Source organism: Agromyces mangrovi (assembly GCF_030296695.1).
Lineage (GTDB): Bacteria > Actinomycetota > Actinomycetes > Actinomycetales > Microbacteriaceae > Agromyces > Agromyces mangrovi.
Genome location: NZ_AP027737.1, coordinates 1,333,070 through 1,348,628, shown reverse-complemented (window position 1 = coordinate 1,348,628; position 15,559 = coordinate 1,333,070). Strand labels below are relative to the sequence as shown.

The 15,559-nt window shown below is 72.5% G+C and carries 16 protein-coding genes; 13 read left to right on the top strand and 3 right to left on the bottom strand.

The window, feature by feature from the left end:
• Positions 1-116 precede the first annotated feature (116 nt).
• Positions 117-1,991 carry an alkyl/aryl-sulfatase gene (locus QUE38_RS06390; protein ID WP_286310810.1) on the top strand — a complete coding sequence of 625 codons (1,875 nt, stop codon included), beginning with the start codon at positions 117-119 and terminating at the stop codon, positions 1,989-1,991.
• 8 nt (positions 1,992-1,999) lie between these two features.
• Here QUE38_RS06390 and QUE38_RS06385 read toward each other — a convergent pair whose 3' ends face one another.
• Genes QUE38_RS06385 through QUE38_RS06375 form a run of 3 tightly spaced genes read right to left on the bottom strand, consistent with a single transcriptional unit; the run spans position 2,000 to position 4,634 of the window.
• Entirely contained in the window at positions 2,000-3,250 is a 1,251-nt protein-coding gene (locus tag QUE38_RS06385) for a multidrug effflux MFS transporter (RefSeq protein WP_286310808.1), read from the bottom strand.
• The gene (locus QUE38_RS06380; RefSeq protein WP_286310806.1) at positions 3,247-4,062 is read right to left on the bottom strand and encodes an LLM class F420-dependent oxidoreductase; all 816 of its coding nucleotides are present in this window, start codon (positions 4,060-4,062) and stop codon (positions 3,247-3,249) included. The genes QUE38_RS06385 and QUE38_RS06380 overlap by 4 nt, the downstream gene beginning before the upstream one ends.
• A 56-nt stretch (positions 4,063-4,118) precedes the next feature.
• Positions 4,119-4,634: a cyclophilin-like fold protein gene (locus QUE38_RS06375; protein WP_286310805.1), complete on the bottom strand. Its 516-nt coding sequence runs from the start codon at positions 4,632-4,634 to the stop codon at positions 4,119-4,121.
• A 101-nt stretch (positions 4,635-4,735) separates the two neighbouring features.
• Between QUE38_RS06375 and QUE38_RS06370 the strand changes: the two genes are divergently transcribed.
• The 12 genes from QUE38_RS06370 to QUE38_RS06315 all read left to right on the top strand — a co-directional run bounded on the left by QUE38_RS06370 (position 4,736) and on the right by QUE38_RS06315 (position 15,357).
• On the top strand, positions 4,736-5,653 hold the full coding sequence (locus tag QUE38_RS06370) for a helix-turn-helix transcriptional regulator (protein ID WP_286310803.1): 918 nt from the start codon (positions 4,736-4,738) through the stop codon (positions 5,651-5,653).
• Positions 5,654-5,705: 52 nt separating this feature from the next.
• Complete coding sequence (locus QUE38_RS06365) at positions 5,706-6,383, top strand: GNAT family N-acetyltransferase (protein ID WP_286310802.1); 678 nt, start codon at positions 5,706-5,708, stop codon at positions 6,381-6,383.
• An 87-nt stretch (positions 6,384-6,470) separates the two neighbouring features.
• Positions 6,471-6,641 carry a CsbD family protein gene (locus QUE38_RS06360; RefSeq protein ID WP_286310800.1) on the top strand — a complete coding sequence of 57 codons (171 nt, stop codon included), beginning with the start codon at positions 6,471-6,473 and terminating at the stop codon, positions 6,639-6,641.
• A 164-nt stretch (positions 6,642-6,805) separates the two neighbouring features.
• The gene (locus tag QUE38_RS06355) at positions 6,806-7,552 is read left to right on the top strand and encodes an SDR family oxidoreductase (RefSeq protein ID WP_286310798.1); all 747 of its coding nucleotides are present in this window, start codon (positions 6,806-6,808) and stop codon (positions 7,550-7,552) included.
• Between the two features lie 8 nt (positions 7,553-7,560).
• On the top strand, positions 7,561-8,148 hold the full coding sequence (locus tag QUE38_RS06350) for a TetR/AcrR family transcriptional regulator (RefSeq protein WP_286310796.1): 588 nt from the start codon (positions 7,561-7,563) through the stop codon (positions 8,146-8,148).
• Entirely contained in the window at positions 8,052-9,131 is a 1,080-nt protein-coding gene (locus tag QUE38_RS06345) for an NADPH:quinone oxidoreductase family protein (RefSeq protein ID WP_433996951.1), read from the top strand. Before QUE38_RS06350 ends, QUE38_RS06345 begins: the two co-directional genes overlap by 97 nt.
• Positions 9,132-9,147: 16 nt before the next feature.
• Positions 9,148-9,882 carry a glucose 1-dehydrogenase gene (locus tag QUE38_RS06340; protein WP_286310794.1) on the top strand — a complete coding sequence of 245 codons (735 nt, stop codon included), beginning with the start codon at positions 9,148-9,150 and terminating at the stop codon, positions 9,880-9,882.
• A 640-nt stretch (positions 9,883-10,522) separates the two neighbouring features.
• Positions 10,523-11,275: an ABC transporter ATP-binding protein gene (locus tag QUE38_RS06335; RefSeq protein WP_286310792.1), complete on the top strand. Its 753-nt coding sequence runs from the start codon at positions 10,523-10,525 to the stop codon at positions 11,273-11,275.
• Positions 11,272-12,030 (top strand): ABC transporter ATP-binding protein, encoded by a 759-nt coding sequence (locus tag QUE38_RS06330; RefSeq protein WP_286310790.1) that lies wholly within the window; start codon positions 11,272-11,274, stop codon positions 12,028-12,030. The genes QUE38_RS06335 and QUE38_RS06330 overlap by 4 nt, the downstream gene beginning before the upstream one ends.
• A complete protein-coding gene (locus QUE38_RS06325) occupies positions 12,031-12,912 on the top strand; it encodes a branched-chain amino acid ABC transporter permease (RefSeq protein WP_286310788.1) in 882 nt (293 codons plus the stop codon).
• Positions 12,909-14,036 (top strand): branched-chain amino acid ABC transporter permease, encoded by a 1,128-nt coding sequence (locus tag QUE38_RS06320; protein ID WP_286310786.1) that lies wholly within the window; start codon positions 12,909-12,911, stop codon positions 14,034-14,036. Before QUE38_RS06325 ends, QUE38_RS06320 begins: the two co-directional genes overlap by 4 nt.
• Positions 14,037-14,085: 49 nt before the next feature.
• Positions 14,086-15,357, top strand: a complete 1,272-nt coding sequence (locus QUE38_RS06315) for an ABC transporter substrate-binding protein (protein ID WP_286310785.1) — start codon at positions 14,086-14,088, stop codon at positions 15,355-15,357.
• The last annotated feature ends 202 nt before the right edge of the window (positions 15,358-15,559 follow it).

The window sequence follows — 15,559 nt, the reverse complement described above, 5'->3', positions numbered from 1 at the left end:
GCCGCGCGTGCGCCATGCGGATGAGGATAGCCGCCTGCGGAGGCATCCGTCACCCCTGCGGAGCCTGCTGGCGACCGCGGGCACGCGCACGTAGGGTCTGAGCAGGGGGAACACACATGGATCACAACGACGCGACCCAGGCGATTCGCGACGCGCACGCACGCCTCGTCGAGCAGCTGCCGTTCGACGACACGAGGGACTTCGAGGCCGCCGAGCGCGGCTTCCTCGGCGCACCCGAGTCGGGGGTGGTGACGGATGCCTCGGGCGACACGGTCTGGGACGCCGGCAGCTACGACTTCATCGACGGGGACGCCCCCGACACGGTGAACCCGAGCCTCTGGCGCCAGTCGTCGCTGGTGTCGAATGTCGGCCTGTTCGAGGTGGTCGAGGGCATCTATCAGGTGCGCGGGCTCGACCTGTCGAACGTGAGCTTCATCGAGGGGGATGCGGGGGTCATCGTCGTCGACCCGCTCATCTCGAAGGAGACCGCGACCTCCGCGCTCGCCCTCTACCGTGCGCACCGCGGCGACCGGCCGGTGTCCGCGGTGATCGTGACGCACAGTCACATCGACCACTTCGGCGGCATCTTCGGCGTGGTCGACCCGGACGACGTGACCCGCGGAGCCGTGCAGGTCGTCTACCCGGAGCACCTCGTGAGCGAGGCGGTCGCCGAGAACGTGTACGCCGGGGTCGCGATGGGGCGGCGTGCCGGGTACATGTACGGCGCGGCGCTCGAGCGCGGCCCCAGGGGCCAGGTGGGTGCCGGACTCGGGCAGACCACGTCGACCGGCCACGCGGGCATCATGCTGCCGACCCTCGAGATCCGCCGCACGGGCGAGACGCACGTGATCGACGGCGTCGAGTTCGAGTTCCAGATGGCGCCCGGCACCGAGGCGCCCGCAGAGATGCACTTCCTGCTGCCCGGCAGGCGCGCGCTCTGCATGGCGGAGAACGCCACCCACACGCTGCACAACCTGCTCACGCTGCGCGGCGCGCTCGTGCGCGACCCGCGGGTGTGGGCCGGCTACCTCACCGAGGCCATCGAACGCTTCGCCGACCGCGCCGACGTGGTGTTCGCGTCGCACCACTGGCCGACCTGGGGCGCCGACGAGATCCGCGAGTTCCTCGGGCAGCAGCGCGACCTCTACGCCTACCTGCACGACCAGACGCTGCGCATGCTGAACCTCGGCATGACCGGTGCCGAGATCGCCGAGGAGATCGTGCTGCCCCCGGCGCTCGAGCGCGCCTGGAACACGCGCGGCTACTACGGGTCGGTCAGCCACAACGTGAAGGCGATCTACCAGCGCTACATGGGCTGGTTCGACGGCAACCCGGCCAGGCTCTGGCCGCACCCGCCGAAGCCGCTCGCCGAGCGGTACGTCGCCGCGATCGGCGGGCTCGACCGCGTGGTCGAGCTCGCGCAGGCCGCGTACGACGAGGGCGACTTCCGCTGGGCGGCGACGCTCCTCGACCATGCGGTGTTCGCCGATGCGGAGCATCCGGCCGCCCGTGCCCTCTACGCCGACACGCTCGAGCAGCTGGCCTACGGCGCGGAGAACGGGCCGTGGCGCAACTTCTTCCTCTCGGGGGCGACGGAGCTGCGCGGCGAGAACTTCGGCACGCCGACCTCCACCGCTGCGCCGGAGATCGTCGCCCAGCTCACCGTCGAGCAGCTGCTCGATTCGGTGGCGATCCGCGTCGACGGGCCCGCCGCATGGGACCTCGACCTCGCGCTCGACGTCACGCTCAGCGACCTCGGCCGCAACCACCGGGTGACGCTGCGCAACGGCGTGCTCGTGCACCTCGTGAAGCCCGCCGACCCGTCGACCGCCGGGGTGACCCTGACGCTGTCGAAGCCGCGGCTGCTGACGCTCGCCGGGGGCGACGTCGACGGCCCGGGCCTGGAACTCGAGGGCGACCGGGCGGTGCTGGAGCAGCTGCTCGGCGTGCTCGTGCAGGGCGACCCGGCGTTCGACATCGTCGTGCCGTGACGAGCTCGCTAGCGTGCCCCCGAGGACGGTCGCGGTGCGCGACCGCGTACCAGCAGCAGCGTGAACACGACCGCGGACGCGAGGCCGGTGGCCAGCGCGACGGCCGCGAGCGGCGTCGTCGACAGCGGTCCCGCCAGCCCGACGAGCGGCGCCGCCGCTGCGCCGGCCACGAACCGGCTCAGGCCGAGCACCGACGACGCCGTGCCCGCAAACGCGGGGTAGTCGGTGAGCGCCATCGTCGTGGACGGTGGGGAGACGGCGGCCGCGCCGGCGGCGATGAGCAGGAACGCCCCCACCATGACGGCGAGCGGTGGCGGTGCCGTCGCCGTCGCAGCGAGCACCGCCGCACCCGCGATGACGATGGCGATACCCGTCGCGAACACGGTTCGCTCGCCCCACCGCTCGGCCGCTCGGCCCGCGGTGAACCCGAACGCGGCGAAGCCCGCGGCGTTGACCGCGATGACCAGGGCGTACTGCGCGGGCGAGAGTCCGTAGAGGTCCTGCAGCACGAACGGCGCGGCAGCGAGGTACGCGAAGTACGTCGCCGAGGTGAGTGAGCTCGCGAGCGTCGCGCCGACGAAGCGGCGATCGCGGGCGAGCACGGCGAGGTGGGCGAGGGTGTGGCCGGCTCCGCCCGTGACGCGACGCTCGACCGGCAGGGTCTCGCGGAACGAGACGGCGACGGCGAGCGTGATGACGAGCCCGAACGCGGCGAGGAGCACGAAGAAGCCCTGCCACGCCACGTACGCCGCGAGCACGCCCCCGATGACGGGCGCGACGATCGCCGCGAGCCCGGAGAGCACGACGATGCGGCCGTTGTAGCGGTTGAGGCGCGGGCCCTCGTAGAGGTCGCGGCCGCAGGCCTGGGCGATCACGAGGCCGAACCCGCCCGCCGCGCCCTGCACGAGCCGGAGCACCACGAGGAGGGTGATCGAGTCGCTGAACGCGCAGGCCAGCGAGGCGACGGTGTAGACGACGAGGCCGCCGAGCAGCACGACGCGGCGCCCGTAGCGGTCGGAGAGCGGGCCGGCGATCACCTGCCCGAGGGCGAGGCCGAGCAGGCACGTCGTCATCGTGAGCTGCGCCGCCGAGGTCGTGGTCGCCAGGTCCGCTGCGAGGCTCGGGAGGACCGGGAGGTAGAGGTCCATCGAGAGCGGCCCGAAGATGGTGAGCGTCGCGAGGATGACCGCGATCCAGATCGGCGACTCGCGCAGCCGATGCAGCGGCGTGCGTGCGGCCGCGCCGGCGGAGCGGGTCATCGCGAATTCACCTCGTCGCGCCAGGCGAGCCACTCCGACACGAGCGACGCGTCGTAGCCGTCGCCGTCGAGCCCGAGCGTGAAGATCCTCGCGCCGAGCGCATGGAGGTCGTCCGCCTCGGCGAACGTGCGGTGCGCGATCGTGTCGACGACGCCGGCCGACACCTCGATCTCGGCGACGTCGCGCCCGACCGCGTCGGCGTGGGCGGCGAGCACCGACAGCTTGTGCTCCATCTCGGAGGCATCCGAGTAGCTGTGCCAGATGTCGGCGTGCCGCGCGACGATGCGCAGGGTCTTCTTCTCGCCGGCGCCGCCGATCAGCACCGGGATCTTGCGGGTCGGCGGCGGGTTGAGCTTCGCCCAGCGGCCCTCGATCGTCGGCAGGTCGGCGGCGAGCGCATCGAGGCGCGACCCGACCGTGCCGAACTCGAAGCCGTACTCGTCGTAGTCGCGCTCGAACCAGCCCGAGCCCGTGCCGAGGATGAACCGGCCGGTTCCGGTGCCGTGCGCGCTGATGTGGTCGATGGTGCGCGCCATGTCGGCCTGGAGGTGCGCGTTGCGGTAGCTGTTGCAGTTCACCAGCGCACCGAGCTCGACTCGGCGGGTCTGCTCGGCGAGCGCGGCGAGCATGGTCCACGACTCGAAGTGCAGCCCGTCGGGGTCGCCGTAGAGCGGGAAGAAGTGGTCCCAGTTGAAGAGGATGTCGACGCCCAGCTCCTCGAGCTCGGCGGCGTGGTCGCGGATGGTCTCGTAGCGGGCGTGCTGCGGCTGCAGCTGGACGCCGATGCGGACGGGGCGGGTGGTGGGGTTCATGGGGAGCTCCAATTCAGGTCGAGCGGATGCGGGTGGGTGGCGGCTCACGCGGGGCGTCAGCCCGTCGCGGGCGCGAGGCGGATGCTGCAGGTCGGGGCGCAACCGGCGAGCTCGTCGAGCCCCGAAGCGACGGATGCGACGAGCACGAGCCCGTCGTCGGGCACGTTCGTGCCGTCGGCCGAGAACACGTACAGGCTCTGGTCGTGCACGCGGTAGGCGACGTCGCCGGCGCGGTACTCGTCGATCGGTGCCGCGGACGCGACGGCGAGCGGCTGCGGCAGCCGCGCGACGACCGCCTGGCCGAAGCGCGGCCGGAACTCGACCGCGTCGAGTGCGCCGGCCGACACGTGGCGCGCGGCGGTCGTCTCGTGCCACTCGACCTGCACGACGGTCGGCTGGGCGGGTGTTGCCGGATTCCCGGCGGCGAGGGCGAGCAGGCCGACGGCGGCCAGCAGGGACGCGGCGACGAGGGACAGCACCCGGCCGACCACGGCGGGTCGGGCCGACTCGGTGCGTGCGACGTCCGCGGCCGGGCGAGTGGCGGTCGCGATGCCGGAGTGACGTTGATCCATGCCGTCAGCCAACCGCGCACCTCTCGCGCGCGGGAGTCCCGCCCCTGACGCGCCCTGACAGGGCACCCCAGTGCGGCCCGGCACCGACGTAGCCTGTCGTCATGGAGACGCACGACGAGGTTCGCGAGTTCCTCATGTCACGGCGTGCTCGGGTCGAGCCCGAGCAGGTCGGACTGCCGCGTGGCACCGACCGGCGCGTGCCGGGGCTGCGGCGCGGCGAGGCGGCCGCGCTCGCCGGCGTGAGCGTCGAGTACTACGCGCGCCTCGAGCGCGGGGCCATCGCCGGGGCATCCGATGCCGTGCTCGACGGACTGGCCAGGGCGCTGCTGATGGATGACGCGGAGCGCGAGCACCTCTACCGGCTGGCGTCCCGCTCGGGCCGGGCATCCGCCCCCTCGCCCCGCGGCCGCCGGAAGGGCGAGCGGGCCTGGCAGCCGGCGCCGAGCATGCAGTGGGTGCTCGACTCGATGCACGACGCCGCGGCGCTGGTCGGCAACGGCCGCACCGACCTGCTGGCATACAACGCGCTCGGCGGCGCGCTCATGCACGAGATGATCGCCTCGTCGACGACGCCGACGCCGAACTTCGCGCGGTTCCTGTTCCTCGAGCCGGTCGCCCGGAGGTTCTACCCCGACTGGGACGCGATGGCGGCCGTGAACGTGGCGCAGCTGCGCACCGAGGCGGGGCGTGACCCGCACAGCAAGCCGCTGCACGACCTCGTCGGCGAACTCTCTACGCGCAGCGACCGGTTCCGCGAGCTGTGGGGCCGCCACGACGTCTGGCACCACGAGTCGGGCACCAAGCGGTACCACCACCACGTGGTCGGCGACCTGACGCTGCACTTCAACGGCCTCGACGTCGTCGGCGAGTCCGGCGTCCAGCTCACCGTGCTCACCGCGCAGCCCGGCAGTGCGGATGCCGAGGCGCTGCGGCTGTTGAGCAGCTGGGCGGCGACGCCGGAGCATGCGGCGGACGCCGCGGAGTCCCCGTCTGGGTCGGCGGCCGGCTCGCGTTCCTGAGCGGCGCGGGCTCGCCGGGGCATCCGTCGCCCCCGCGGTGCAGACTGTTCGCGTGACCGCCACCGTTCCCGCACGCGTCGACCTCGTCGGCCGCTTCGTCCGCCTGTCACCGCTGACCGAGGCCGACCTCGACGAGCTGTACGACGCGATCGGGTCGGCGCAGGTGTTCGCGAGTGGGTACGGCGGCGGGCCGGCCGGGCTGCCCGGCGACGCGGCGGCGTTCCGCGAGTTCGCGCGCGACTACTACCACTGGGGCGAGCGCGGCATCGCGTACGCCATCCGGCTCGAGGGCGGGGCGGGTGCCGGCCGCATCGTCGGCACCTCGACGCTCGGCGACTTCGAGCCGGTGAACGAGGCCGCGCACCTCGGCTGGACCGCGTACGACCCGCGCGTCTGGGGCACGGTCGTGAACCCCGAGGCGAAGCTGCTGCTGCTGGGCAACGCGTTCGACCACGGGTTCGGCCGGGTGAAGCTGCAGGCGGATGCGGTCAACGAACGCTCGCGCGCCGCCATTCTTCGCCTCGGGGCGACGTTCGAGGGCGTGCTGCGACGGGTGATGCCGAAGCCCGACGGCACCTGGCGCGACACGGCCGTGTACTCGGTGCTGGCCGACGAATGGCCGAGCGTGCGCGCGGGGCTGGAGGAGCGCATCGCCGCCTGGGGCGACCGGCCGGTCGAGCTCGCAGTGGAACACATCCGCCCGGGGAAGTCCACCCCCTCGTCTTCCTGAGGGGCCCGACCTAGCGTCGAAGGCGAGACGCGCGCCGCGTCCGGCCAGGAGCGCCGGCGGCGCCCGCCGAATCAGGAAGGAGTCTCCATGGGTACGGACGACAAGGCACGGAACAAGGCCGAGGAACTGGTCGGCAAGGCCAAGGAGAAGGTCGGCGAGGCCACGAACGATCGTGAGATGCAGGCCAAGGGCAAGGCCGAGCAGTCCAAGGCGAACCTCAAGCAGGCCGGCGAGAACGTGAAGGACGCGTTCAAGTGACCTGAGCGCCGCGGCACACTGCGGACGAAGCGCCTCGTCTCCGAGTACGGAGGCGGGGCGTTTCCCATATGCGGGCGAGCGGATGCCCCGTGCCGACGTGCGCCCACCCCCGCAGCCGATGCGCTAACATACCGAGCGGTCGGTTTTTTGCGAGAGGAATCACGATGGGGCGATTCGACGGCAAGGTGGCGCTGGTCACCGCGGGCAGCAGGGGCATCGGCCTCGCGACGGCGCGGCGGCTGGTCGACGAAGGGGCGCAGGTCGTGATCACGGCCAGGAAGCCGGACGGGCTGGAGGCTGCGGCATCCGACCTCGGGCCCGCCGCGAGCTGGGTCGCCGGCCGAGTCGACGACCCCGACCACCGTGCCGAGGTGTTCGCCCACGTGCGCGAGCGCCACGGCGGCCTCGACGTGCTCGTGAACAACGCCGGCATCAACCCGATCTACGGGCCCGCGCTCGAGGCAGAGCCGTCGGCGGTGCGCAAGATCCTCGACGTGAACGTCGTGAGTGCGCTCGACTGGTCGCGCGACGCGATGGCGGCGGGCCTGGCCGATCGCAACGGCGCGATCGTGAACATGGGGTCGATCTCGGCGCTCACCGCGAGCCCCGGCATCGCGTTCTACGGCGTCTCGAAGGCGGCGCTGCTCGGCCTCACCCGCCAGCTCGCGTGGGAGCTCGCCCCCGAGGTGCGGGTCAACGCGATCGCCCCGGCGGTCATCAAGACGAGCTTCGCCCGCGCGCTGTACGAGGGCCGCGAGTCGGAGGTCGTCGAGGGGTACCCGCTCGGTAGGCTCGGTGCGCCCGAGGACGTCGCCGCCGCGGTCGCCTTCCTCGCCTCGTCCGACGCGTCGTGGATCACGGGGCAGACCATCGTCATCGACGGCGGCGGCTCGCTCTCGCCGGTGCTGTAGGAGGCATGATGAAGGACTTCAGCGTTCGCGACCAGGTGCAGCAGGCGGCCGTCGAGCTGTTCGCCACCAAGGGCTACGCCAACACGTCGGTGCAGGAGGTCGTCGAGGCGGCCGGCGTCACCAAGGGCGCGATGTACCACTACTACCGCTCGAAGGACGACCTGCTCTTCGGCATCTACGAGCGACTGCTCACCCTCCAGCAGGAGCACCTCGACGAGATCATCGGGCGCGGGATGCCCGTGGCCGAGACGCTCCGCGCCGCCTGCGTCGACGTCATCGAGACGTCGATCGAGTACATGCCCGAGGGCACCGTGTTCTTCCGGTCGATGCACATGCTCACGTCCGAGCGGCACGAGGAGGTCATGCGCCGCCGCCGCCGGTACAACGACGACTTCGTCGCCCTGATCGAGCGCGGCCAGCAGGACGGCGTCTACCGCACCGACATCCCGCGCGCCGTGCTCATGGCGCACTTCTTCTCCGACCTGCACTACCTTTCGCAGTGGTACAACCCCTCCGGGCCCGAGTCGGGCACCGAGGTCGCCGAGCAGCTCACCGAGCTCTTCCTCGACAGCCTGACGAAGGGTGCGGGGTCGTGAGTCGGGTCTGGCAGGTCGTTCGGCATGGTGCGCCCTCGGATGCCCTCGAGCTCGGCGACCGGTCGATTCCCGAACCCGGGCCAGGGGAGCTGGTCGTGCGCACCCGCGCCGTCGCGCTGAACTTCCCCGACGTGCTGCTCTGCCGCGGCGAGTACCAGGTGCGCCCCGAGCTGCCGTTCCCGCCCGGTATCGAGGCGTGCGGCGAGGTGGTCGCGGTGGGGTCGGATGCCCCTGAGTCGGCCGCCTTCGCCATCGGCGACCGCGTCGTGGGCTCGCGCATCGGCACCCTTGCGGAGCACGCGGTGCTCGACGCGGCCGTGACGTTCCCCGCGCCCGACGCGCTCTCCGACGCGGAGGCGTCGGGCCTAATCATCGCGTACCAGACCGCGTACGTTGCGCTCCACCGCCGGGCGCAGTTGCAGCCGGGCGAGACCGTGCTCGTGCACGCCGCGGCCGGCGGTGTCGGCACCGCTGCCGTGCAGCTCGCGAAGGCGGCGGGCGCGCGCGTGATCGGCGTGGTCAGCTCGCCCGCGAAGGCGGAGGTCGCCCGCGCGTGCGGCGCCGACGAGGTCGTCGACCGCACGAGCGAGGACGTCATCGGCCGAGTGAAGGAGCTCGCCGGTCGGGGCGTCGACGTGGTGTTCGACCCGGTCGGCGGCGATGCGTTCGACCAGTCGACGAAGGTCATCGCGTTCGAGGGCCGCATCGTCGTCGTCGGCTTCGCCGGCGGACGCATGCAGGAGGTCAAGCCGAACCACGCCCTGGTGAAGAACTACAGCGTGCTCGGCCTGCACTGGGCGCTCTACAACCAGTTCCGGCCCGACCTCGTGCGCGAGGCGCACGAGGAGCTCACGAGGCTGGCCGCCGAGGGGCTGTTCCGACCCGTGATCGGCGAGCAGGTCGGGTTCGCGGATGCCCCCGAAGCCCTCGACCGACTCGCCGCCGGCGCCACGGTGGGCCGCAGCGTCGTGCTGGTCGACTGATGGGCGCGGTCGACTGATGGGGCGCCTCGACGGCAGGGTGGCCCTCGTCACGGGCGGCGCCCGCGGCCTCGGGGCGGCGTACGCGCGCGCCCTGACCCGCGAGGGCGCGCGGGTCGTGGTCGCCGACGTGCTCGACGAGCCGGGCTCGGCGCTCGCCGCGGAGCTGCCGGGCGCCACGTTCGCGCACCTCGACGTGACCGACCAGGCACAGTGGGAGCGGGTCGTCGCCGACACCGTCGCCGAGCACGGCCGCCTCGACGTGCTCGTGAACAACGCCGGCATCGCCGACCGCGGCAGCCTGCGCTCGTACACGCTCGAGCGATGGCAGCGGATGATGGACGTCAACGTCACCGGCACCTTCCTCGGCCTGAAGGTGGTCTCGGCCGCGATGCGGGAGGCCGGCAACGGCGGCTCGATCGTCAACATCTCGTCGGTCGAGGGCATGCGCGGCAGCATCGCGCTGCACGGCTACGTCGCGAGCAAGTTCGCGGTGCGCGGGCTCACCAAGTCGGCCGCGCTCGAGCTCGCGCGCGACGGCATCCGCGTCAACTCGGTGCATCCGGGCTTCATCGACACCGCCATGACTGCCGACATGGATCCCGCCGAGGCCGGCATCCCCCTCGGCCGCCCCGCCGCGCCTGAGGAGGTCGCCGAGCTCATCGTCTTCCTCGCGAGCGACGATTCGAGCTACTCCACCGGCGCCGAGTTCGTCGCCGACGGCGGCCTGACGGCCTCCCTGCCCCACCACTGACCCCGCTCGCGCGCGTATCCGCCCTCGCGGACTCGCCTCGGCGCGAGCCCGGCTCTCAGACCCCCTTCGCCCAGGCGTGCGTGCGAAAGCGCGGAGATTCAGGCCGCAGGATGCTGCGCAGCGACGAATCGCGGGAAATCTCCGTACTTTCGCACACGTTGGAGCGCGCGCCCACGTTGTACCGGCCGGCGTACTCCCCGCCCAGCGGGCCCGTCCATCCGGGCGTGCGTGCGAAAGCGCGGAGATTCCGGCCGATCGGATGCCTCGGCTCGGCGTGTCGCCGGAAATCTCCGTCGTTCTGCACGCGCGCGTGCCCTCCCCATGACGGCGAGTGTGCGAAAGCACGGAGATCTGGGGCGATGGGATGCCTCGGGGCCGGCGTGTCCCCGGATTTGTCCGCGCTTTCGCACGCACGAGAGGACACGCCCGACCAGGCCGGCCACGCCGGTGCCGCAGCCTGCCTCCATCCCGCGCACACCTCCAGAAGCACCTGTCAGCGGAACATACCGCCCAGTCGGTTTCTCTGCTACAGTGGCCGCACCAACGACCTGCGACACGACGAGGTGCCCATGTCCGCCGACGCTCCACCCGCCCCCGCCGAGGGCGCGACCCCCGGGTCGACCCCCTGCGGCTCGACCGCGTGACCGTGCGCTTCGGCGGCATCGTCGCGATCGACGACGCGTCGCTCACCGTCGGCGCGGGCGAGGTCGTCGGGCTCATCGGGCCGAACGGCGCGGGCAAGACGACGCTCTTCAACGTCGCCTGCGGCATCGTGCGCCCCCGCACCGGCACCGTGCGCGTGATGGGAACAAACCGCCCCCGCCCGTACCGCCTCACCGGCCTCGGCGTCGCCCGCACCCTCCAGGGCCTCGGCCTCTTCCCCGGACTCACCGTGCGCCAGAACGTCATGGCCGGCCTCAGCCACGGAGCACCTGGCGCGGCGGCGGGACTCGTCGGCGCACCCGCATCCGCCCGCTTCCTTCGCGAGGCCGCCGAGCGCGCCGAGGCCGCCCTCGAACGCGTGGGCCTCGCGGGTTCAGGCGAGCGGATGCCCGATGCCCTGCCCTACCCCGAGCGCAAGCGCGTCGCCCTGGCCCGCGCCTTCGTCTCGGAGCCGCACCTGCTGCTGCTCGACGAGCCTGCCGGCGGACTCGGCGCCGCCGACATCGACGAACTCGCCGCCCTCGTGCGCGACTTCGCCGGCGGCGAGCACGGCCGCTCGGTGCTGCTGGTCGAGCACCACGTCGATCTCGTGATGTCGCTCTGCGACCGCATCGCGGTGCTCGACTCGGGGCGGATGCTCGCGACTGGCACGCCAGACGAGATTCGCGACGACCAGGCCGTCATCGACGCGTACCTCGGCGTCGACGTCGACGGGGAGGACGCCGCGTGACCGACACGCTCACCGCCACCGCTCGCCCCGACGCGCAGCCCGCACCCCTGCTCGAGGTCTCCGGCCTCGTCGCGGGCTACGGGCAGGGCGAGGTGCTGCATGCCGTCGACCTCGCGGTGCCGGCAGGCGCCGTCGTCGCCGTCGTCGGCGCGAACGGCGCCGGCAAGTCCACGCTGCTGCGCGTGCTCTCGGGACTCGTCCCGGCGCAGGCCGGCACCGTGCGCTTCGACGGCGACGACCTCGCAAGCGCGAGAGTCGAGGACCGCATCCGCCGCGGCATCGTGCACGTGCCCGAGGGGCGGCACGCGGTCGCCGAGCTCACCGTCGACGAGAACCTCCGCCTCGGCGGGCTCTGGCGCGGCGACCGGCGCGAGCTGCGCGCCGATGTCGACGCCGCCTACGACCTCTTCCCCGCCCTCGCCGCGCGCCGCACCAGCCACGGCCACTCGCTCTCGGGCGGCGAGCGCCAGATGCTCGCCATCGCCCGCGCCCTCGTCGCCCACCCGCGGCTGCTGCTGCTCGACGAGCCGTCGCTCGGCCTCGCGCCGCGCATCGTCGCCGAGATCCTCGGCACGCTCGCGCACCTGCGCGCCGAGCGCGGCCTCGCGATCCTGCTCGTCGAGCAGAACGTGCGCAGCGCCCTCTCCGTCGCCGACACCGGAGTCGTGCTGAACCTCGGCTCCGTCGTGGCCGCCCGACCGTCCGCCGCGCTGCTCGACGACGAGCAGCTCCGACACGCCTACCTGGGGTTCTGAATGGACGTCCCGATCCTGCTGCTCGCCGGCACCGGCCTCGCCCGGGGCGCGATCTTCGCCGCCTTCGCGCTCGCGCTGGTGCTCATCTGGCGCGCGGCCCGCATCGCGAACTTCGCGCAGGGCGCGATGGCGACCGTCTCCTGCTACGTCGCCTTCCACGTGAGCGCGCTGACCAGCAACTACTGGATCGGCCTCGCAGCGGCCCTCCTCTCGGGCGCGGTGCTCGGCTGGGTCGTCGAGCGGGGCGTGATGCGCTTTGTCGACAAGTCGAACCCGCTCGCTGCCGTCATCGTCGCGATCGGCCTCGTCATGGTGCTCACCTCGACGCTCGCGATCGCGTTCGGGGCCGACTACCGGCCCATGCCGGCGCCGTTCCCGCGCGAGCCCATCCGCATCGGCGACGTGGCGGTCATCTCGCCGTACTCGCTGTTCGTGCTCGTGGTCGTGGGCGTGCTCATGGCGGCGCTCGCGCTGCTGTTCACCCGCACGAGCGTCGGCCTCGCGATGCGCGCCGCCGCGTTCGCCCCCGAGGTCTCGCGGCTGAACGGCGTGCGCGTCGACCGCATGCGCACCCTCGGCTGGACCCTCTCCGCAGCGGTCGGCGGGCTCGCCGCGCTGCTCGTGATCCCCACCGAGCTCGGCCTCAACCCGCACGCGAGCGACCAGCTGTTCGTCTACGCATTCACCGTCGCGATCGTCGGCGGCCTCGACTCCCCGGTCGGAGCGGTGGTCGCGGGCCTCGCGGTCGGCGTGATCCTCACCTTCGTCACGGCGTTCGCGGGCGCGACGTTCGCGCCGATCGCCATCGTCCTCATCCTGCTGGTGGTGCTGCTGGCCCGACCGCAGGGACTGTTCGCCGCGAGGGAGGCGAGGGTCGCATGACCACCACGACCGAACGACCTGCCGACACGAGCGAGACCCCCGCGATGCACAAGCGAGCGGATGCCTCCGGCCGACGCCCCGCCCACCTCGGCACCGTGCGCGGGCGGTACGCCGTCGCCGCGATCGGGCTGGTGCTCGCCGTCGGCGCGACCTTCCTGCTCGACCCGTACCGCAACTACCTGCTCTCGCTCACCGCGGCGTACGTCTGCGCGACCGCCGGGCTCACCCTGCTCGTGGGCCGCACCGGGCAGCTCTCGCTCGGGCACGCGGCGTTCATGGCGACCGGGGCATACGCCTTCGCGCTCACCTCGAACGGCCTCGCCGAGTCGGGCATCGAGGGCCCGGTGCTGCTCGTCGCCCCGTTCCTCGTGGCCGTCATCGCCGCGACCGCGTTCGGCACACTCGTCGGCGCCGCCGGCGCCCGCCTGCACGGGCCCTACCTCGCGGGCCTCACCCTCGCGATCGTGCTCGCGCTGCCCGCCGTGACGAGCACGTTCTCGAGCGCGCTCGGCGGCGACCAGGGCCTGTACGTGCAGACCGAGCGCCGCCCCGAGGCGCTCAGCACGGTGATCGCGAACGAGCAGTGGCAGGCGTGGGTCGCGCTCGTGGCCGCCGCGATCGTGCTCGTGCTGCTCGCGCAGCTCGGGCGCTCGCCCAGCGGCATCCGCATGCAGGCCGTGCGCGACGACACGGCCGCGGCCCGGCTCTCGGGCATCGACCCGTTCCGGGTGAAGGTGCAGGCGTTCGCGATCAGCGCGGGCGCGGCCGGCCTCGGCGGCGCGGTGCTGGCGTACGTGACCCAGGCCGCGAGCCCCGGCGCCTACGGCCTCGCGTTCTCGCTGTTCCTGCTCGTCGCGGTCGTCGTGGGCGGCACGGGCACCCTGCCCGGCGCCGTCTGGGGCGCGCTGCTGCTCGTGCTGCTGCCCGAGGCCATCGCGGCCGTCACCGATACCCTCCCGCTTCCCGACGACGCCGTGAGCCGGCTCGACGGGAACCTGGCGGTCCTGATCTTCGGCGCCCTGCTCGTCGTGATCATGATCGCCGCACCGCGCGGCATCCAGGGGGCGCTCGTCGCCCTGCGGGGCCGCATCCGCTCTCGCACCACCCGCACCACCTCCACCTAGAACACGCACCACCACCGCGTTGCCCACACCGAGAGAAAGGGTGTCGACGATGACACAGCACACCACCAGATGGATCGCCGCGCTCGGCGCCGCGGCCCTCGCCGTACCGGCGCTCGCCGCGTGCAGCACCCCCGGGGCCGCAGCGCCCGGCGTCACCGAGGAGTCGATCGTGATCGGCACCCACCAGCCGCTCACCGGCCCGGCGGCCGCGGGCTACGCGTCGATCTCCGCCGCGACCCAGGCGTACTTCGACTACGTGAACGACAACGGCGGCGTCAACGGCCGCACGATCGACTACGTCGTCATGGACGACCAGTACAACCCGGCCGAGACGCAGACCGTCGTGCGCGAGCTCGTGCTCGAGGAGGACGTGTTCGCGATCGTCGGCGGCCTCGGCACGCCCACGCACAGCGCGGTGCTCGACTTCCTGAACGACAACGAGGTGCCCGATCTCTTCGTGGCATCCGGCAGCCTCGCCTGGGACCAGCCCGAGGCCTACCCGATGACGTTCGGCGTGAACACCGACTACACGCGCGAGGGCAAGATCCTAGGTGCGTACGCGGCGGAGGAGTTCGCCGACGGCACGTACTGCTTCCTCGGGCAGGACGACGACTTCGGCGAGGACTTCTCGGCGGGCGTGCTGCAGACCCTCGGCGCCGACTTCGCCGAGTCGCAGGTCTACACGGTGTCGAACCAGGACGTCTCGGCCCAGGTCGTCGCCATGCAGTCGGCCGGATGCGACGTGGCGTTCCTCGCGACCATCCCGGGCTTCACGGCGCTGACGATCGGCACCGCGGCGCAGCTCGGCTGGTTCCCGCAGTACATCACCGCGAACCCCGGAGCGGACTACCCGACGCTCGCCGAGTACCTGGGCGAGTCGGCCCCGCTGCTGCTCGAGGGCTTCCTCTCGTCGAACTACCTCGGCGCCGCCGGTGACGAGAGCGACGAGTGGGTGCAGCTGTTCCGCGACATCAACGACGAGTACGGCGACCCCGACGTCTTCAACGGCAACACCGTCTACGGCATGGCGATCGGCTACCTGACCGCCGAGGCGCTCGCGAAGGCCGGTGACAACCCGACCCGTGAGTCGCTGCTCGAGGTCGTCGCCTCGGGCGAGCTCGTCGGCAGCGGCGTCGTGCCGCTCGCCTTCGGCGCCGACAGCCACGCCGGCTACTCCGGGGCGCAGATCACGCAGGTCGTGAGCGGCGCACAGGTGCCGATCGACGGCTCGCCGTTCGTCACGGACTCCGGCGACGGCCCGGTCGAGGAGTACGACGGCGGTTCGGCCCCGGTCGAGAACGAGGGCATCCCGGTCGGCTGACGCCGGCTGAGTCGAGCGGATGCCCCTGAGCTGCGTGGTGGCTCAGGGGCATCCGCTCGCTGCCTTTGGGCCCGTCTGACTCACACCGGCCCGTGTTGCAGCACGTGCCAGTGTGATTTCGACGGGCCGAAGCGCTGGTCGGGTGCGTGCTCGTCACGATGCCGGCGATGCTCGCCATGCATCTGCGCTACCGGGTAGGCTC

Coding starts and splice junctions, on each gene's coding strand:
- QUE38_RS06385 (WP_286310808.1), bottom strand. CDS start 3,250: ATGACCCGCTCCGCCGGCGCGGCCGCACGCACGCCGCTGCATCGGCTG.
- QUE38_RS06370 (WP_286310803.1), top strand. CDS start 4,736: ATGGAGACGCACGACGAGGTTCGCGAGTTCCTCATGTCACGGCGTGCT.
- QUE38_RS06390 (WP_286310810.1), top strand. CDS start 117: ATGGATCACAACGACGCGACCCAGGCGATTCGCGACGCGCACGCACGC.
- QUE38_RS06350 (WP_286310796.1), top strand. CDS start 7,561: ATGAAGGACTTCAGCGTTCGCGACCAGGTGCAGCAGGCGGCCGTCGAG.
- QUE38_RS06315 (WP_286310785.1), top strand. CDS start 14,086: ATGACACAGCACACCACCAGATGGATCGCCGCGCTCGGCGCCGCGGCC.
- QUE38_RS06380 (WP_286310806.1), bottom strand. CDS start 4,062: ATGAACCCCACCACCCGCCCCGTCCGCATCGGCGTCCAGCTGCAGCCG.
- QUE38_RS06355 (WP_286310798.1), top strand. CDS start 6,806: ATGGGGCGATTCGACGGCAAGGTGGCGCTGGTCACCGCGGGCAGCAGG.
- QUE38_RS06360 (WP_286310800.1), top strand. CDS start 6,471: ATGGGTACGGACGACAAGGCACGGAACAAGGCCGAGGAACTGGTCGGC.
- QUE38_RS06325 (WP_286310788.1), top strand. CDS start 12,031: ATGGACGTCCCGATCCTGCTGCTCGCCGGCACCGGCCTCGCCCGGGGC.
- QUE38_RS06375 (WP_286310805.1), bottom strand. CDS start 4,634: ATGGATCAACGTCACTCCGGCATCGCGACCGCCACTCGCCCGGCCGCG.
- QUE38_RS06340 (WP_286310794.1), top strand. CDS start 9,148: ATGGGGCGCCTCGACGGCAGGGTGGCCCTCGTCACGGGCGGCGCCCGC.
- QUE38_RS06320 (WP_286310786.1), top strand. CDS start 12,909: ATGACCACCACGACCGAACGACCTGCCGACACGAGCGAGACCCCCGCG.